The organism is Pseudomonas sp. LBUM1661, from assembly GCF_059695925.1.
This window is the reverse complement of the sequence record NZ_CP166794.1, coordinates 3,875,940-3,892,380: the sequence shown is the minus strand read 5'-3', so window position 1 is coordinate 3,892,380 and position 16,441 is coordinate 3,875,940. Positions and strand designations below refer to the sequence as shown.

At 56.7% G+C, this 16,441-nt stretch carries 14 protein-coding genes and 1 pseudogene; 11 read left to right on the top strand and 4 right to left on the bottom strand.

The genetic code is table 11. The features are described 5' to 3' along the window. Positions 1-7 precede the first annotated feature (7 nt). The 3 genes from ACA057_RS17720 to ACA057_RS17710 all read left to right on the top strand — a co-directional run bounded on the left by ACA057_RS17720 (position 8) and on the right by ACA057_RS17710 (position 3,941). Positions 8-925, top strand: coding sequence for an alpha/beta hydrolase (locus ACA057_RS17720; RefSeq protein ID WP_497340890.1), 918 nt, complete (start codon positions 8-10; stop codon positions 923-925). Between the two features lie 52 nt (positions 926-977). Beyond that, positions 978-2,900, top strand: a complete 1,923-nt coding sequence (locus tag ACA057_RS17715; RefSeq protein WP_497340888.1) for a flavin-containing monooxygenase — start codon at positions 978-980, stop codon at positions 2,898-2,900. Between the two features lie 108 nt (positions 2,901-3,008). Then, the gene (locus ACA057_RS17710; RefSeq protein WP_497349940.1) at positions 3,009-3,941 is read left to right on the top strand and encodes a LysR family transcriptional regulator; all 933 of its coding nucleotides are present in this window, start codon (positions 3,009-3,011) and stop codon (positions 3,939-3,941) included. An 84-nt stretch (positions 3,942-4,025) separates the two neighbouring features. Here the strand turns inward: ACA057_RS17710 and ACA057_RS17705 are convergent. After that, positions 4,026-4,208, bottom strand: a pseudogene (locus tag ACA057_RS17705) (FAD-dependent oxidoreductase); the annotation flags it as partial. 317 nt (positions 4,209-4,525) lie between these two features. On the opposite strand from ACA057_RS17705, the gene ACA057_RS17700 reads away from it, so the two are divergent. Continuing rightward, the gene (locus ACA057_RS17700; RefSeq protein ID WP_497340886.1) at positions 4,526-5,290 is read left to right on the top strand and encodes a glucose 1-dehydrogenase; all 765 of its coding nucleotides are present in this window, start codon (positions 4,526-4,528) and stop codon (positions 5,288-5,290) included. A gap of 87 nt (positions 5,291-5,377) precedes the next feature. Here ACA057_RS17700 and ACA057_RS17695 read toward each other — a convergent pair whose 3' ends face one another. From ACA057_RS17695 to ACA057_RS17685, 3 genes are all read right to left on the bottom strand, one after another. Next, a complete protein-coding gene (locus tag ACA057_RS17695) occupies positions 5,378-5,656 on the bottom strand; it encodes a LysR family transcriptional regulator (protein WP_497340884.1) in 279 nt (92 codons plus the stop codon). 53 nt (positions 5,657-5,709) lie between these two features. Next, on the bottom strand, positions 5,710-6,462 hold the full coding sequence (locus tag ACA057_RS17690; RefSeq protein WP_497340882.1) for an IclR family transcriptional regulator: 753 nt from the start codon (positions 6,460-6,462) through the stop codon (positions 5,710-5,712). A gap of 133 nt (positions 6,463-6,595) precedes the next feature. Next, a complete protein-coding gene (locus tag ACA057_RS17685) occupies positions 6,596-8,059 on the bottom strand; it encodes an efflux transporter outer membrane subunit (RefSeq protein ID WP_497340880.1) in 1,464 nt (487 codons plus the stop codon). A gap of 143 nt (positions 8,060-8,202) precedes the next feature. Here ACA057_RS17685 and ACA057_RS17680 point away from each other — a divergent pair, with 143 nt between their 5' ends. From ACA057_RS17680 to ACA057_RS17650, 7 genes are all read left to right on the top strand, one after another. Then, positions 8,203-8,847: a TetR/AcrR family transcriptional regulator gene (locus ACA057_RS17680; protein ID WP_497340878.1), complete on the top strand. Its 645-nt coding sequence runs from the start codon at positions 8,203-8,205 to the stop codon at positions 8,845-8,847. A 77-nt stretch (positions 8,848-8,924) separates the two neighbouring features. Continuing rightward, a complete protein-coding gene (locus ACA057_RS17675; RefSeq protein WP_497340876.1) occupies positions 8,925-9,716 on the top strand; it encodes an IclR family transcriptional regulator in 792 nt (263 codons plus the stop codon). Between the two features lie 357 nt (positions 9,717-10,073). Further along, a complete protein-coding gene (locus ACA057_RS17670) occupies positions 10,074-10,274 on the top strand; it encodes a hypothetical protein (protein ID WP_321374973.1) in 201 nt (66 codons plus the stop codon). A 28-nt stretch (positions 10,275-10,302) separates the two neighbouring features. Further along, complete coding sequence (locus tag ACA057_RS17665; RefSeq protein WP_497340873.1) at positions 10,303-11,208, top strand: efflux RND transporter periplasmic adaptor subunit; 906 nt, start codon at positions 10,303-10,305, stop codon at positions 11,206-11,208. Between the two features lie 64 nt (positions 11,209-11,272). Further along, positions 11,273-13,291 (top strand): FUSC family protein, encoded by a 2,019-nt coding sequence (locus ACA057_RS17660; RefSeq protein ID WP_497340871.1) that lies wholly within the window; start codon positions 11,273-11,275, stop codon positions 13,289-13,291. Positions 13,292-13,316: 25 nt separating this feature from the next. Then, positions 13,317-14,261, top strand: a complete 945-nt coding sequence (locus tag ACA057_RS17655) for a LysR family transcriptional regulator (RefSeq protein WP_497340869.1) — start codon at positions 13,317-13,319, stop codon at positions 14,259-14,261. Positions 14,262-14,725: 464 nt separating this feature from the next. Further along, a complete protein-coding gene (locus tag ACA057_RS17650) occupies positions 14,726-15,907 on the top strand; it encodes an MFS transporter (protein ID WP_497340867.1) in 1,182 nt (393 codons plus the stop codon). The last annotated feature ends 534 nt before the right edge of the window (positions 15,908-16,441 follow it).

The following is a 16,441-nucleotide window of genomic DNA, read 5'->3' as shown; positions in this document are numbered from 1 at the left end:
CAACGCTATGACGCTTGATGTCGAGTCTGTCCGATTGCTTGAGCAATTGGCCGAGAGCGGCCTGAAACCGTTTCATTTGATGAACCCCTACGAGGCTCGTGAAGTCATGGCGAGCCTGCGCCCGGAGGCCGTGGGGCCGACCATGCTCAGCGTCGAGGAGGTGCAATTGGGTGGGGCGCGCCTGCGTGTATTGACGCCCAGCGCCTCGGTACGCGGCGCAATCCTCTATCTGCATGGCGGGGGCTGGGTCGTGGGTGGGCTCGACGACTTCGACCACTTCGCTCGCCAGTTGGCGCACCGTACCGACTGCACCGTGGTCCTCGTCGATTACCGCCTGGCCCCGGAGTTTCCTTTTCCAGCCGCCCTCGATGACGTCGAGCGCGCCGCACAGTGGCTGATGGACCGTCGCGAGCAGCTCACTGGCTCGGCCAACGGCACTCTGATCGTCGCGGGCGACAGTGCCGGCGGCAATCTGGCTGCCGTGTTCGCTCAGCGTGCTGCCCAGCGAGGCGAGTTGCACTGGGCCTTGCAGGTGTTGATCTATCCGGCGACCCAGGCTGATCTCGATGGGCCAGGTTATCTCGACCCGCAACGGCAACTACTGCTGACCCGTGAGGACATGCGCTGGTTTTGGGATCACTACCTGCCGGATGCCAACGAGCGCCAGCAGGTTTCGGCATCACCGTTGGCGGCTAAGAGCTTGCGTGGCGTGCCACCGGCGGTGGTGCTGACCGCGGAATTCGATGTGCTGCGCGACGAAGGCCAAGCCTACGCCAACCGTCTGGCGCAGGCCGGCATCGTTGTGAGTGAACGCTGTTTCAGCGGGCAGATGCACGGCTTTGTGACCATGCCTTTCCTGCGTGCCAGCCGCGAGGCGCTGGATTGGCTGAGTGACCAGATCGATCCCTGGTTGCAGGCCGTTTAAACCCCGTACGACCGATCAATGATCCCCTACAACAAGAACAAGAGGTTTACCCATGAGCGCCTATAACACTACTTTGGCTTCCCTTGACTGTGATGAAGAAACCCTGCGTGGCCACCTGCAGGGGGCCGATATTCCGACCTTGCTGATGACCGTCGCGCACCTGACCGGCGACCTCGATGTGCTCAAGCCGGATTGGAAGCCTCTCGTTGCCATGGGCGTGGCGGGAAGCGGGATGAGCGCCGAGGTCGAAGCCGAGGTGCGAGAATTTTGCTTGCACAGACTAATGGCCTTTCACGACAGTGGGATGCCCGTGCCAGCGCGGCCGACCAGCGACCAGTTGCACGCCATCGGGACCTGGCTGATGGGTCCTGTCATCGAGCCCTATCTGCCGCTGGTCGCCGAGGAACTGGTGACGGCCGAGGAAGACCCTCGCGCCCCTCGCTGGCATAAAGAACATGTGGCCGCCGGCCGTGACTTTAAGGTGGTGATCATCGGCGCGGGCGAGAGCGGCATGATCGCGGCGTTGCGCTTGAAGCAGGCCGGTGTGCCTTTTGTTGTCTATGAGAAAGGCGGCGATGTCGGCGGTACCTGGCGCGAAAATACCTACCCGGGTTGCCGCATCGACATCAACAGTTTCTTCTACAGCTTCTCCTTTGCCCGCAGCACCTGGGACGATTGTTTCGCCCCAGGCCCGCAGGTGTTCGGCTACATGCAGGCGGTGGCGCGGGAGAAAGGACTGTATGAGCATATTCAGTTCAACACCGAAGTCACCGATGCCCATTGGGACGAAGACAGCCAGCGTTGGAAAATGCTCTGCCGCAACAGCGCCGGGCAGACCCGCGTCGACAGCAACGTGGTGGTGTTCGCCGTCGGGCAACTTAATCGGCCGATGATCCCGGCCATTCCTGGCAAAGAGACGTTCCAGGGCCCGGCATTCCACTCGGCGCAGTGGGACCACAATGTCGACTGGAGCGGTAAGCGCGTTGCGGTGATCGGCACGGGGGCGAGTGCTGCCCAGTTCATCCCGCAATTGGCCAAGACCGCCGCCGATCTCAAGGTCTTCGCGCGCACCACCAACTGGCTGCTACCCACGCCCGATCTGCACGAGAAAATCTCCGACAGCTGTAAATGGTTGCTCGCCAACCTGCCCAACTACAGCCTGTGGTACCGGGCGGCTATGGTCATGCCGCAGAGCGTCGGCTTTCTTGAGGATGTCGTTGTCGATGTCAATTACCCACCGACAGAAGTCGCGGTATCGGCGCGCAACGATCAATTGCGCCGGGACATCAGTGCCTGGATGGAGCCGCAGTTCGCTGACCGGCCGGACCTGCGCGATGTGCTGATTCCGGATTCTCCCGTCGGCGGCAAGCGCATCATCCGTGACAACGGCACCTGGATCTCGACGCTCAAGCGCGACAACGTCAGCATGATTCGCCAGCCTATCGAGGCGATCACGCCCAAGGGCATCTGCTGTGTCGATGGCACTGAACACGAGTTCGATCTGATCGTCTACGGCACCGGCTTTCATGCCTCCAAGTTTCTTATGCCGATCAACATCACCGGTCGCGACGGCCTGGCCCTGCACCAGCTCTGGAAGGATGATGACGCTCGCGCCTACATGGGCATGACCGTGCCGGGCTTCCCCAACATGTTCTGCATGTACGGCCCCAACACCGGGCTGGTGGTGTACAGCACCATCATCCAGTTCTCCGAGTTCACCGCAACCTACATCGTCGATGCTGTGCGGTTGTTGCTGGAAGGCGGGCACCAGAGCATGGAGATCAAGCCGCAGGTGTTCGAGAGCTACAACCAGAGGATCGACCAGGCCAATGGCTTGCGCGCCTGGGGCTTCTCCAAGGTCAACAGTTGGTACAAGAACAGCAAAGGGCGGGTCACCCAGAACTTCCCGTTCAACGCCGTAGAGTTCTGGCGCCGGACTCATGAAGTCGAGCCGACCGATTACCACCTTTCCTGATCGCTTCGCTGGCGAGATCACCGGCACAGCCTTACTATGAAACGGCAGGCTGCGCCGGACTCACCTAAAATGAATTCCAGCCAATCATTACAAAAAAAAGGGGAGGTCATGGATCGTCTACTCATCACTGAGGCGTTCGTGCACGTGGCGCAGACCGGTAGTTTCTCCAAGGCGGCGGAGCAGCTGGGCGTGACCCGCTCAGTGATTACTAATCGTGTGCAACAGCTTGAGACGTTCATCAATTCGCCGCTTTTTCACCGCAGCACTCGCCACGTTCGACTCTCGGACATTGGCGAAGCCTATTTTCAAGAATGCGCCGACATGGTTGCCGGTTTTCATGGCCTGACCGAGAAGATGCGCAATCAGCGCTCCAACCTTACGGGTCAGTTGCGCGTCCAGGTACTGCAAGGGTTCGCGATCGACCACCTGGGCCCGATGCTGGCGGAGTTCACCGCTATGTATCCCGAGATCGAGTTCGATGTGGTGGTCAATGACCGCGTGGTCGATCCGATCGAAGAGGGCTTTGACATTGCCTTCCAGATGTTCCCGCCGATGGCCGAGCGCCTGGTGGTGCGCAAGCTGTTTAATGTGTATCGGCTGTTCTGTGCGTCGCCCGCATATTTGCGCGTACATGATGCTCCCCAGCATCCCGAACAGCTCAAGGATCACCGCATTGCCCTTTACGGTGGCTATCCGTCACGCAACCGGTGGCAGTTCACCCGGGGCGAGGAGTGTATCGATTTGACCTTACACGGTCAGGTGCGCTCCAGTTCGGTCCATCTTTTGCGTGACTATGCCCTGGCCGGGGCCGGTATCACTTGCTTGCCGACGCTCATTGCCAGCAGCGAGCTACTCGCCGGGCGACTGGTGCCGATTCTTACCAACTATCATTTGTCATCTTTTGATTTCGCCGCCGTGTATCCCGAAACCCAACGTCGAGCCCTCAAGGTACGGACATTGATCGACTTTCTGATCGAGCGCATCGGTGATGTGCCTGAGTGGGATCAGGTATTGCTGGATCGAGGGATCCTGAGCCACTGACAGCGAAGGATGGTTCGCTGCCCTGGCGAAAAAAATGCTGTGTTGGCTTGGCTACCCCGGAACCGGCGTATCCGTGTTCCGAGGTCAGGTTCGCGTCAGTTTGTGAAGCTTTAGACGCGTTTCGGTACTGCTGCCTATGCGATCACCCAGCACGCGCAAGCCCGTGCGAACCAACCCAAACAGAGCGACCTGATGCATCCGGTACAGCGAGACGTAAAAGCACTTGGCCAGCCATCCTTCCACCTTGACGCTGCCCATCACGGCCCCCGCTCCTCCCACAACAACGATGTTGACTGGCATGCGTTCAATCTCTTGCCTAAAGAACAAACCGCTGACGGCAACAGCGGAGCCAGGCTTGATACCATTGCTGGCGAGAAAAATTAATCGGTGCGCGATGCGGCCGCGGCCAGGCACGGGTAGATTCTAGCTTGCAAAGCATGTTTCGCATTGTGGTACATTGGGCCGCATTGCGATACAAGCGTCTTTCGGCGTTGAGTCTGCGACGCCGAATGGGGACCGGGACCCCTCAAGATGTGAAGAGCGCATCTCAACTGAATCGCTAACGAATGAGAGGTTGAACGAACATGAACGATGAGCTGCTTGATTTTACCGGTCAGGTCATCTTGATCACCGGTGGGAGTACTGGTATCGGCCGTGCTACAGCATTGGCGTTCGCCAAACGGGGCGCGAAAGTGGTTGTTGGCGATGTTAGCGAGGAAGGTCAAAAGACTATTGAGTTGATCAAGGCCGCCGGTGGTGAGGGGTTGTACGTCAAGACTAACGTCGCCGATGCCGCCCAAGTCCGAGCGCTGGTGGACACCACAGTGAAGACCTATGGCGGTCTGCACTGCGCGTTCAATAATGCCGGGATCTTACCGCCGACATTGCCCTTGGCAGAACAAGATGAGGAAATGTACGACCGCGTGATGGCGGTAGACGTCAAGGGCGTGTTCCTGTGCCTGAAGTATCAGATCAGGCATATGTTGAAGGCGGGCGGTGGTGTCATCGTCAATACCGCATCGGTCGCTGGCGTTATTGCCGATCCTGGAATGGCGCCTTATGTCGCCGCGAAACACGCCGTTATCGGTCTGACCAAAGCAGCAGCGGTCGACTACGCCAAGTCAGGGATCCGGGTCAACGCACTGGCTCCCGGCTTGGTCGAGACGCCTATGACCCAGCGCTGGTTAGCAGACCCCGATATGCGCGACGCGGTGTTAGCCGGGCCGCTGATGGGACGTCCTGGTAAACCGGAAGAACTGGCTAGCACCGTTCTTTACTTGTGCTCTCCGATGGCCTCTTTTGCTACAGGCCAGGTTTTCATCATCGATGGCGGCCAGACCAGTCACTGATAGATCATCACTTACCGTCTGACTGGCTGACTGTTTCCAGGCATAAAGAGCATGGCCGCCTGGCGGCCATTGCGCTGAGTGCATCTTTCAGCGCTGCCCCAGGATCGCCTCGATCGTTCTGATTGCAGGCGCTAGCTTACGAGCGATGTCGTGAGCTTTGGAAGTCGGTTCCATACCGCTACCCATTCGCTCGAACAACGGATCGCCAAAACGCGCACGCAACCGCGCCAGCGAGCCACTCACCGCCGGCTGGCCGACGCCAAGCTTGAGCGCCGCGCGCGAGACATTTCGCTCATCGTAAATAACCATAAAGACGACCATCAGATTGAGGTCGATTTCGGCAAAAATCCGGAGATTGATTTTCATGGGTGTCAGCGTGGGCATAGTTTGGGCTATCGGGTATCTGCTGAATCTATCGGTCAATCGCTCGAGCAAGATGAGGCATTAAGACTGAGCTGACATTCTTTAAGCGCCAGGATGATCGGCTCCCGCTGATTGCGAATTCGCCACGACGGGCCGACCACGGTTATGGAATAAAAGCCCTGGGTGGTCTCGACGCCTATTGCGATCGAGCCGATCCCCTGACGATGCTCCTCGTGATCGAAGGCAATCCCTTGCTGACGTATATGGCGCAGGTCATCGAGCAGCGCCGGCAAGCTTAATGTATCCGAGGTAAGTGGCTCCGTTACGCCACCCAGCAGGCTGGTCACCTGCTCGTCGCTCATCTTGGACAGGCAAATCTTTCCGGCGGCAGTGCCGTACACACAGAGAAAACTGCCAACCATGGGAGCTACTCGTAACTCCTGACTGGAGACCACTGCGTGCAACATGATCAACTCAATGCCGCTGGAATAAACCAGTGCTGAAGTTTCGCCGGTGTGTTGCGCCAGCCGTTCCAAAGGTGCCCGGGCGCTGTAGGTCACGTCGAAGTGGCTGTGGGAAGCCAGTCGCATCAATGCAGAGCCCAGACGCACACCGTTCTTGCCGATATCCAACAGTTGCTCGACGGCCAGCGCGTCGACCAGCCGTTGCACGGTCGAGCGGGGCAGATTACTGCGAGTGGCGATAACGCCAAGGCTCAATCCTTCAGGCTCACTCTCCAAGCAACGCAGTATTCGGGCGGCTCTGGAGACAACCTGGATGCTGTTTCTTTCAACCAATTCAATTCCCATATCACTTCTCGTCAGGGCATCAATCGCACACTATGTGTGTCACTCGGCCAACGCCGGTGCTGCCACCGGTAACCAATGCCATCCTGTCTCGAAAACCTAGGCATCCCTCCGTCATATCAACGTTCTCATTCGGCTATTCGAGATGGGAATCGGAATGTCTGGCACTGGCAAGTTGCGTGTCGTCCCAACCGCCGCCCAGGGCGCGGTACAGCTGGACCTGACTTTGAAGCTGCAACAAGCGGTTGGAAGCGAGTTCTTCGCGCGCCGCAAACAGATTGCGCTGGGCGTCTAGGACGGGCAGGAAGTTATCGACGCCGTGCTGGAAGCGATTAAGTGCCAGATCCAGGTACGCGCTGTTGTCTTGCACCAGATCGCGGTGCGCTTGCAGTTGCTCGTCGTAGACTCCCGCTGAGGCCAGGCCGTCGGCGACTTCACTGAAGGCGACCTGGATGCTCTTCTCGTAGGCAGCCACGCGGATATCTTTCTGGATTTCTGCGTAATTGAGGTTCGCCTTCAAACGCCCCCCATTGAAGATCGGGATATTGATCTGGGGGATGAACGTCCATTGACCCTGGCCTCCGGCGAACAAATGGGACAGCTGTGCACTGGCCACGCCAGCATTCGCCGTCAAGGTGATGGAGGGGTAGAACGCTGCCCGCGCTGCACCGATGTTGGCATTTGCGGCGATCAAGTCGCGCTCCGCTGCTCTGACATCAGGCCGTTGCCGCAGTATGTCCGCAGGCAAACCGGCCGGAATGGATGCGATCATCCGCTGCGTCCAATCGCCGTCGTCAGGCAGATTGCCGGGTATGTGGGTGCCGACCAACAGCGCCAAGGTGTTCATGTCATGGGCGACCCGGCGAGTGTAGGACAGGGTCTTGGTGCGTGCGGTGTCCACAAGAGTGCGTGCCTGACGCACGCTCAGGTCAGAGGTCGTGCCGGCAGAGCGGGCGGACTGCATCACGTTGAGCCCATGGATGTAGGTGTCCATTGTCGATTGCGCGATCTGCAGCAGCTGCTGGTCTGTTCGCCAGGTCAGGTAAGCGCTGGCGACACTGGCCACCAGGCCCACCTGAACGCTGTGCTGGGCTTCTTCGGTCGATAGGTAAGTCTGCAGGGCGCTCTCGTCCAGGCTCTGGATACGTCCAAACACGTCCAGCTCGTAGGACGCGACGCCGACATTGAGCTCGTAGTCGCCATAGGTCCCGTTCTTCCCGGAAATCGCCCGATCTGCTGGAAGGTGTTGTTTGCTGCCTGAACCATTGACGTCAACGGTTGGTGACAACTCGGAGCGCTGAATGCGATACAGCGCTCGGTAAGCATCAACATTCAAGGCCGCCTGGCGCAGATCCCGGTTGTTAGTCAAGGCCAACCCGATCAACTGGCGTATGGCCGGGTCGCGAAAAAATTGCTGCCAATGCAAGTCAGCGATGGATTTGGCGCTGTTGGCCGCACCCACTGATGAGGCTTTATAACCCGGACCTTGAGGCCAGCTCTGATCAACCGGCGCTTCGGGCCGGTGGTAGACGGGGATCAAGCTGCAACCCTGCAGGCTGGCGCCCAGCAGAATCGCAACAATAAGTGCTTTCAACTTCATGGTTCTTACCTGATTTTTTGAGGGTGTGGACTGCCAGCTTGTAAGCAAGGAACTTGAACTGTACCGCAATGCGAGAAAGTGTACCATAATGCGGCCATCTACAATGCTCGGTTTTTGCGATGCCGAGGTGTGTGGAAGGCTGAATGACATCCACCGGTGCACAGGATCAGGTAACAATTGTCATGGCGAGAAAAACGGTTGAAGAGTCAGAACAGACGCGTATCAGGTTGATGGCGGCGGGTACACGGATGTTCGCCAAGTACGGTTACGCCTATTCGACTCTTGATGACATCGCGAAATGTGCAGGTCTAAGTCGAGGTGCGGTTTACTGGCATTTCAAGGGGAAGGGGGATCTGCTGCTGTCGATCATGAACGCCTCGGTATTGCCCCTGGAGGGGTTCTTCGTGAACTCGGATGATCCGACGCCAGGTTTCGAGCATTTCGCTCGCGCACTGAATGACACGCTCAACGTCCAACACCACCGAGACTTCTGCACCATCTTGTTGAAGGATGGCGAAATCGGCGCACCGGAATGTCCGGTGGTGGTCCGTTGGCGCGTTGCGCAGCATAACCTGCGGACCCAACTGACGTTGCTCTTGACCGCTTTGGAGGGCATGTCGACACAGCGCACAGCGGTCCAGTTAAATGCACTGGCTCACCTGATGGCCTTGTCCATAACCGGCCTTGTCATCGAGACACTACACAGTCCCGACTCCACCGAGACACTGACGGGGCCGTTCGTTCATACGCTGCAAGAACTGGTCAGAGGCGGCTACGTCCTTGCCTGACAGACCAAAATCGGCAGCGATAAATTTGCGAGCTGTCGCCGTTAGGGATGTAATGTTTTTTTTTCTGGAGTGATTCCATGTCTGATCCAAGCGACCTGGTCGAGAGCAAGCAACCCAGCATCCAGGTCATCGCCCGAGCCGCCGCCATTTTACGTGCGCTTGGGAACAACTCTGGCGGGCTGAGTCTTTCGGCCATTGCCAACATCGTCAAATTGCCGCGATCCACGGTGCACCGTATTATCGTTGCGCTAGAGGAAGAGCACCTGGTCGAGTCAATCGGACCATCCGGTGGTTTTCGCCTGGGTCATGCATTCGGGCAGCTTATTCACCAGACCCAGGCCGACATCATCTCCAGTGTCAGGGAATATCTGAACTCCTTGTCGGCGCAGGTTCGCGAGTCGGTATGCCTGGCGACGCTGGCGGGCGCCAAGGTCAACGTCGTCGATTGCATCATTGTCGAGCGCGAGTTGCGGGTTGTCTTCTCGGTGGGCATCGAGGCTCCCGCCTATGCCACCGCAGCCGGAAAAATAATGCTGGCTGCGTTTTCCGACGATGCATTGCAAGCAATTCTTCCGAAGAAGCTTCAGGAGTTGACCGAGCACACACTGACCCGCGCCCAGCTCATTACCCAACTGCAAGACGTTCGTCAGTCTGCCGTCGCGGTGGATGATCAGGAACACATTGAAGGCGTCTGCACCTTTGCCGTGGCGCTGGAGACTTACCTCGGAAATTACTCCATCAGCATCATCGCCCCGAGCATCCGTGCCGGGCGTAATGGTGATACGTACAAAGCGGCGCTGATGGACTGCAAGCGCGAGATCGAGAAGAAGATCGGTCGCATGTCCAAGGGCGCTGTGGCAAGTCGCTAAGTTCTGTTAGGCGGCGCGGCGTTAGCAGTTTTACTGCTTATTGCGGCACTTCCGGTGTCGGCATTCCCCCTGATTCCAAACCCCTGATGCGTCGGCCCTGACTGGGCCGGTCGCAGCATTTCTGTGTCTACGTTTTGTTGATCCATGCGAGAGCCGGACAGAAATCAAAAATTAGAAAGCTACCGAGTTGTCTCGTATGGCGGGATGCTGTATCGTAATACGAGATTGCTTGTGGTCATCCTTTTGCTGACTCATTTGCCCCGTGTTGTCCGCCCTGGCCCCTCCTGCGCAGGAGATGGCTGGCAGTCGGATGATCGAGTTTTGCGTATTTAGCCTTTAACCAGAGGATTGCCTGTTATGCCGCTGCACGAAGTGAGTTTTCAGGGATTGCTGGTCAGCCCGATATTCATGATGGTGCTGATTGCCGCCGCCGTGACTGTTGTGACCAGCCGAGTTGTGGATCGGATCATTCCCTATTCAATGCAACGCAATGAAAGTTTGCTGGGCATGCTGCTGTTCATGTTGATCCTCGCCGGACTGGTACGAATTACTTTCTGAGAGACAAAAAATGAAAAGAGTCGCAAATATGGCCATGACACTGGTGCTGATTGGCGCCATTGTCGTAGTTCTGGTTTACATCTGGGACAGCTACATGTACACGCCCTGGACGCGCGACGGCAGGGTCCGGGCCGATGTCGTTAATATCGCTCCCGATGTATCGGGTTGGATTGATGAGTTGCATGCGCAGAACTCCCGTGAAGTTAAAACGGGCGATGTCCTGTTCACTGTGGATCACGCACGCTATCAAGTCGCCGTCGATCTGGCGCAGGCACAATCGGACAGTGCCAAGGTGAGCTGGGATCGGGCGACCAACGTCTATAAACGCCGGACACTAATGAGTGCCGATGCCGTGAGTCGTGAAGAGGTCGATACATCGCGCCTGGACATGATGGAAAAGCAAGCCAGCTACAAACAATCAGTCGCCGTCCTGAACAGCGCGAAGATTGACTTGGCGCGAACCACCTATACCTCGCCAGCCTCGGGCAAGATCATCAATCTTGAACTGGAAAAAGGCGACTACGTTAATCGTGGTGTGAATCGCCTGGCCTTGGTCAAAGACGACAGTTACTACGTCACCGGCTATTTCGAAGAGACCAAAATCCCCGGTATCAAGATCGGCGACAAGGTCGAAATATGGCTGATGGCCGGGACCTTGAAGCTCGAAGGTCATGTGGAATCAATCGACAGCGGTATCTCCAACAGTAACAGCACTCCGGGCAATCAGATGCTTCCAAGTGTCGAGGCGACCTTCGCCTGGGTGCGCCTGGCCCAGCGAATTCCCGTCAACATCAAAATCGATCAGGTACCTGAAGGTGTCAATTTGAGCTCTGGCATGTCGGCCACGCTGAAAGTCGTTGTGCCAGTTGGTGATCAGCGTGACCAGCGATCGGTTCTTCATGCTTTCAGCGAAAACGTAAAATCGTTGTTGTAGGCTCCGGCGCGATTTTTTTCAGATAGCAAGTGCGGCACCTTCGTGCAAAGTCGAGGCAAATTTCATGGCTCCTACAGCGCTGGATTCATACCTGTTAGGTAATAAGGTCGCCGTCAAGACCGGTATCAAGATCTCTGTTTCGGTCCTGGGCGCGTTGTTCATTGCTTTGTTGATGAATTTTGAACACCCGGTCTGGGCCATGATCACCGGGATGATTTCGTTTTTCGCGCCGGACCATGCGCAAGTGCTGAAGAAGTGCCTGTTCCAGTGTTTCAGCACTGTGCTGGGCGGGATTCTTGGCGTGGCGGTGATGAACTTTTTCGGCCAGAGCCCGCTCATGGCAGCATTGTCGGTCGCCATTATTGTCTTCATAGCCTCCGCGCTTTCCTACCATACACGCGATGCCAACCGTACTTTTCTGTGTGCGATCTTTGTGGTGACCGTTTGCATCATGGTCATGGTGACGGTGACGCTAGTGCCTACCAGCGAAGAGATTTACGAAATTTTCGTTGATCGGATCGGCACCATCATCGTGGGGATTATCTGGGCATCTTTTGTCAGCGCCTGCATTTGGCCGATGTTCAGTTCGGACTTGCTGCGCCTGTCTTCCGGGCGCCTGTTCAAATCGGTGTTTGCCCTCAATACGCAGTTCGGTTCGGACCCTGAGCAGTTCCGGGCACGACTCTCGGCGGTATTCAGCGGCATCATCGAACACGCGGACCTGGCTGACCATTGCGAGTTCGAGGGTGCATGGGGGAGAAGGGGGGCGCAGGTTGCCCGGGAAATGAACAAACTGGCGATCGAGGTCACCACTGATTCGTATGCACTGGCGCAACTCACTCCGGTGTATCAACAGCATATGGCGGTTGAACTCAATGAACTGGAGCACCTGGTTGACGTCTTGGCCCACCAGGCGATACCGGCGGGGGGCGATGTGTATCGGCTGCAAAGTTTTATGGCGGACGCCCGCGAGCGCAGCGAACAGGTCGCCCATGAAGATGGCGAACTGAGCATGTTGTTGGGCAAGATCGCTGATCTGGCCCAACACCTCAGCGGTTTTGCCCAGCTTTATGCGAGCCTGATGAAGGCTGAGAAAGTCAGCGTCAAAGGGGTCAGTGTTCGTCGTCACCGACAGCTGTCGAACTGCCTGATTACCGGAGCGCGATCGGCAGTGCTGTTTCTGCTCGGGTTCGTGTTCTGGTACGCGACCGATTGGACCTACGGCTTTTTGATGTGTGTCGTTCCGATCGTGTTCAGCATCATGCTGGGCAAGCTTCCACACCCGGAGCTAATCCTCAAGAACATCGCCATCGGTTTCTTTGTCGCCATTCCTGTGGGGATGGTGGTCATGAGTCTGTTGGCTCAAGCTCCGAGCGCCGTCGAGCTGCTGTTGCTGACCAGTGGCCTAGTGCTGTTCTTTGGCTTCATGGGCTTGTCCAGTCTGTCGAGCTTCGCCTACAGCCTGGGCTTCAATATCTCGTTCATGGTGTTCTTGCTGCCAGAAAACGTGCCGTCGGTTGACATCGGTTTTGCAATCGAGCGCTCGCTGAGCATGGGCCTGGGTACCATCCTTTTGGCACTGCTTTACATCTGCCTGCCCAGAAAACGGGTCCTGAAAAACCCGGCGCGGGTCAGTGAAGTGTTTGAACATGACCTTGATCGCTTCCTCTCCGATAATTCGGTAGAACGAACTTCGTCGATAGCCCTTGCCGATCGAGTCGGGCTGGTTATCGACAAGATGGTCTATATCTCGATTTATGAAGCCCCTGAGAAGAAGCACCAGTTGATCGAGCAGGCTGGGCGAGTGATCTTTCTGATGAGTCAGGTCCGGCATGTCAGTGCAGTTGTCGAGGCGACCAACCTCGCACCGTCTGGCACCAGAGCGCTACCGCAATGGCGCGCCGAACTGCTGGCCAATTACAGAAACGACACCAATCGTGATGAGCATCCGTTGGTCACCGAGATCGACAATTGGACGCTGACGTCGTCACCTGCGGTTGATGATCCCGGTGGCGCGCAACTATCAGGTTACTTGCTGTCCATGGATCGACTAACCCGTCGCGTGTTTACTCCGCACGCTTGATGCTGCATTTAGTGAGGTAGTGGATATGGATCGGTTTCAGGCTATGCAAGCATTCGCCCATGTAGTGGAACAAGCCGGCTTCGGTAAAGCGTCGCTGGTGATGGGTGTGGCGACGCCGACAATATCGCGCCAGGTCCAGCAATTGGAAACTCATCTCGGGGTAGCCTTGCTCAATCGCACTACCCGTCGACTGAGTCTGACTCCCGACGGTCTCCACTACTATGACCACTGCAAGCGGATTTTGGTCGATGTGGAACTAGCGGAGAAAACCCTGCCAGGCACTACCCTGGCGCCGCGGGGAAAACTGCGGGTCGATATTTCCCATGCGCTGGCCAGCCAGTTGATCTTGCCGGCGATTAACGAGTTCATCGAGCTTTATCCGCAGATCCAACTGACGATCGGCCTGGATGATCGGGTGGTCGATCTCATTCAGGACAATATCGATTGTGCCATCCGTACCGGCGTCCCGCAGGACTCCCAGACCTTGATCGCGCGACGCGTTGCTTCATTTGAGTGGATAACCTGCGCCTCCCCCGAGTATCTTCAAAAATACGGTACGCCCCGACAATTGACTGACCTCGCGGCCCATCAAGCCGTCGGTTATTTCCATCCGCAGTCAGGCAAGAATATCGACTGGGTTTTTATCTCCAATGGCGAGTCAGTCAACATCCGCATGAATAACACGATTTCTGTTAACGAGACTTCGGCGTACGTGACCTGCGGCCTTAAAAGCCTCGGATTGATTCGAGTCGCCAGTTACTTAGTGCAGGAGCATTTGCGCGCCGGACGTCTGGTTTCGGTGCTGGAGCAGTTCAATGAACCCAGTGTCCCCGTCTCGGCGGTCTACCCTAAAGGTAATCGCTCGTCGATGATTGTTCGGGCTTTCACAGACTGGGTTGGGGAACTGTTTGCCAAGCGTGCGCATGAAGAAGAGCGTCTACAAGGCGATCGGGTTAGGCGGACTGGCTAGAACGCCGTTTGCATTTTACTTGGTAGCTAACCACGAGCGATGAACGAAACAGCAACATACGTTGAAGTTTTTAAGGGGCCGCAATGTACGTGCGCCACCTGACGCTAGAAAGTGGTACAGATCAAATGTCGTTCAGACGACGTCATTTACAGCAGTGAGTGATGAGTACATGTAGATGCTGACGCCGAATTGACCCACATGCCGAGGCAAGACTAACCCACCTCCAATCGGCGTAAGTCCAGTACATGCGACGGTTCGCAAGAAGTCAGACTGGGTCAGTGATATCTCGGCATGTGGGTCAATTCTACGTCGGCCTCAACACATCGGGGCGGTTCGGGATTAACGGCAGCACATGAACTGCGGGTCGTGCTGGTTGGTCAACATCGTTTCGCCGATCGCTCAGCCGCAGATAGACAAAGGCTTGGAATGGTCGACGGGACATATATCAACGGAAATAAGGTTTTATGGCTGACTCGCTCAACCCGAAAATATACATCCTGACATTCACAGCATTCGTGATGCTGTCCTCCGAGTTCATAGCGGCGGGCCTGCTGCCTGAGATCGCTTCGGGTCTGCAAATCTCCGTGGGTCAAGCAGGCTGGCTCGTTACTGCATTTGCCTTGGGGATGGGAATTGGTGCTCCGGTCATCGCGGCTTTTACGCATAAGGTTAGCCTGCGCACCCTGCTGATGAGCGGGTGCGTGGCGCTCTTTTGTGGGAACACCATCAGCGCGCTCACTGATAATTTCTCGTTGCTGATGATGGGCCGAGCGCTGGGCGGCATAGGCGTGGCGATTTTCTGGACTAATGCTGCCCTGGCCGCCTCAGCGATGTCCTCAACGGCGCATAAGAGCCTTGCCGTATCTCGTGTGCTTATCGGCATTTCAATTGCTTCAGTAGTGGGCGTACCGCTCGGCAAGCTAGTTAGCGACACGTGGGACTGGGAAATTGCTATGGGGATGATGGCCGCGTTAAGTGCGTTGGCGTTGCTTGCCGTTATTCGATGGATACACCCGCCTCAAACTGACACACCTGTGAATCATCGCGGCCTCGCTCAGCGGCTCCGAAGCGTCTGGACGAGAGATATTGCCTTGGCTCTGCTGAGCTACCTATTTATGTTTGCAGGGATCATGGCGGTCTTCAGTTACCTCGCAACATTCCTCGCGAGGTATACGGGGCTGGCAGGTACGCCGGTCACGCTCATGTTAGCTCTGTACGGCGTTTCGGACATTGTTGGCAACTTGCTCCTGTCCCAGCGGGTTCCTGATCAACTGGATGGCATGTTCAAGACGCTGTTGTTAGTGCTGGCTGTCAGCCTCGCTGCGATCTCGCTCTTGGGCGAATCAGTATGGTTGGTACCTTTGGTAGTGGCCGCCATCGGCTGCTGTCATGCAGGTGCCAGCCTGTTGACAGGCGTTGACGTGCTGCGAAGGGCTGGGGCTAATGCTCAGTTCATCGGCTCCGTAAACGTCAGCGCGATCAACCTTGGGATCATGCTTGGTACTTCGGCTGGAGGGCTGTTGATCGATCACATCGGCCTTCAGTACGTCGGATTCTTAGCCGCCGGCTTCGTCATTTGTGCATGGGGCACCAGGATGTGCTTGAGCACGGAGCCAGTTGCCACTGAGGATCTCGCGGCCGAATGACTCAGTGCTTTTTCTGCTTCCGATTCTGCTAGCTAGCAGTGGTGCTCAAGAGCATCGGGTATGCCGGCGCTTCCACTGAGTCAGCCCCGGCGCCGTGGATGCATGGAGGGAGCCATAGAATGAAATGTTGCTCACGGGTTTGTTACCCTGCCGACAGACATTGCGCTTTGGCGCTCTGCGTAAGCGTTAACGTCAACCAACGCACACTTGGGATATCTCCTTCCCTATGCTGTGCGTGGTTAAAAATGCCTATTACCTCCTCGACTATCCAGGTCGAAAAGTCTCTATTCACGTCGTCCTTGCTCATGGGCATCCTGCTCATCGCGGCTAATTTGCGTGCCCCCATTACGTCGCTTGACCCAGTATTTGTCTCAGGTACAGGACTACTTCGGATTAAGTCCTGCGGCCGCAGGGCTGCTGAATGCGCTTCCTTTACTGATTTTTGCGTGTGCCCCCCATTTGGCTCCTTGGTTAACGTGGCGCCTGGACCTAGAGCATTCGCTGTTCACCTGCCGCTCTAGCAACGACTCTAGG

What these genes read in the sequence shown, in the direction of transcription:
- ACA057_RS17720 (WP_497340890.1), top strand. Translation starts at nt 8, where the DNA reads ATGACGCTTGATGTCGAGTCTGTCCGATTGCTTGAGCAATTGGCCGAG.
- ACA057_RS17715 (WP_497340888.1), top strand. Translation starts at nt 978, where the DNA reads ATGAGCGCCTATAACACTACTTTGGCTTCCCTTGACTGTGATGAAGAA.
- ACA057_RS17710 (WP_497349940.1), top strand. Translation starts at nt 3,009, where the DNA reads ATGGATCGTCTACTCATCACTGAGGCGTTCGTGCACGTGGCGCAGACC.
- ACA057_RS17700 (WP_497340886.1), top strand. Translation starts at nt 4,526, where the DNA reads ATGAACGATGAGCTGCTTGATTTTACCGGTCAGGTCATCTTGATCACC.
- ACA057_RS17695 (WP_497340884.1), bottom strand. Translation starts at nt 5,656, where the DNA reads ATGAAAATCAATCTCCGGATTTTTGCCGAAATCGACCTCAATCTGATG.
- ACA057_RS17690 (WP_497340882.1), bottom strand. Translation starts at nt 6,462, where the DNA reads ATGGGAATTGAATTGGTTGAAAGAAACAGCATCCAGGTTGTCTCCAGA.
- ACA057_RS17685 (WP_497340880.1), bottom strand. Translation starts at nt 8,059, where the DNA reads ATGAAGTTGAAAGCACTTATTGTTGCGATTCTGCTGGGCGCCAGCCTG.
- ACA057_RS17680 (WP_497340878.1), top strand. Translation starts at nt 8,203, where the DNA reads ATGACATCCACCGGTGCACAGGATCAGGTAACAATTGTCATGGCGAGA.
- ACA057_RS17675 (WP_497340876.1), top strand. Translation starts at nt 8,925, where the DNA reads ATGTCTGATCCAAGCGACCTGGTCGAGAGCAAGCAACCCAGCATCCAG.
- ACA057_RS17670 (WP_321374973.1), top strand. Translation starts at nt 10,074, where the DNA reads ATGCCGCTGCACGAAGTGAGTTTTCAGGGATTGCTGGTCAGCCCGATA.
- ACA057_RS17665 (WP_497340873.1), top strand. Translation starts at nt 10,303, where the DNA reads ATGGCCATGACACTGGTGCTGATTGGCGCCATTGTCGTAGTTCTGGTT.
- ACA057_RS17660 (WP_497340871.1), top strand. Translation starts at nt 11,273, where the DNA reads ATGGCTCCTACAGCGCTGGATTCATACCTGTTAGGTAATAAGGTCGCC.
- ACA057_RS17655 (WP_497340869.1), top strand. Translation starts at nt 13,317, where the DNA reads ATGGATCGGTTTCAGGCTATGCAAGCATTCGCCCATGTAGTGGAACAA.
- ACA057_RS17650 (WP_497340867.1), top strand. Translation starts at nt 14,726, where the DNA reads ATGGCTGACTCGCTCAACCCGAAAATATACATCCTGACATTCACAGCA.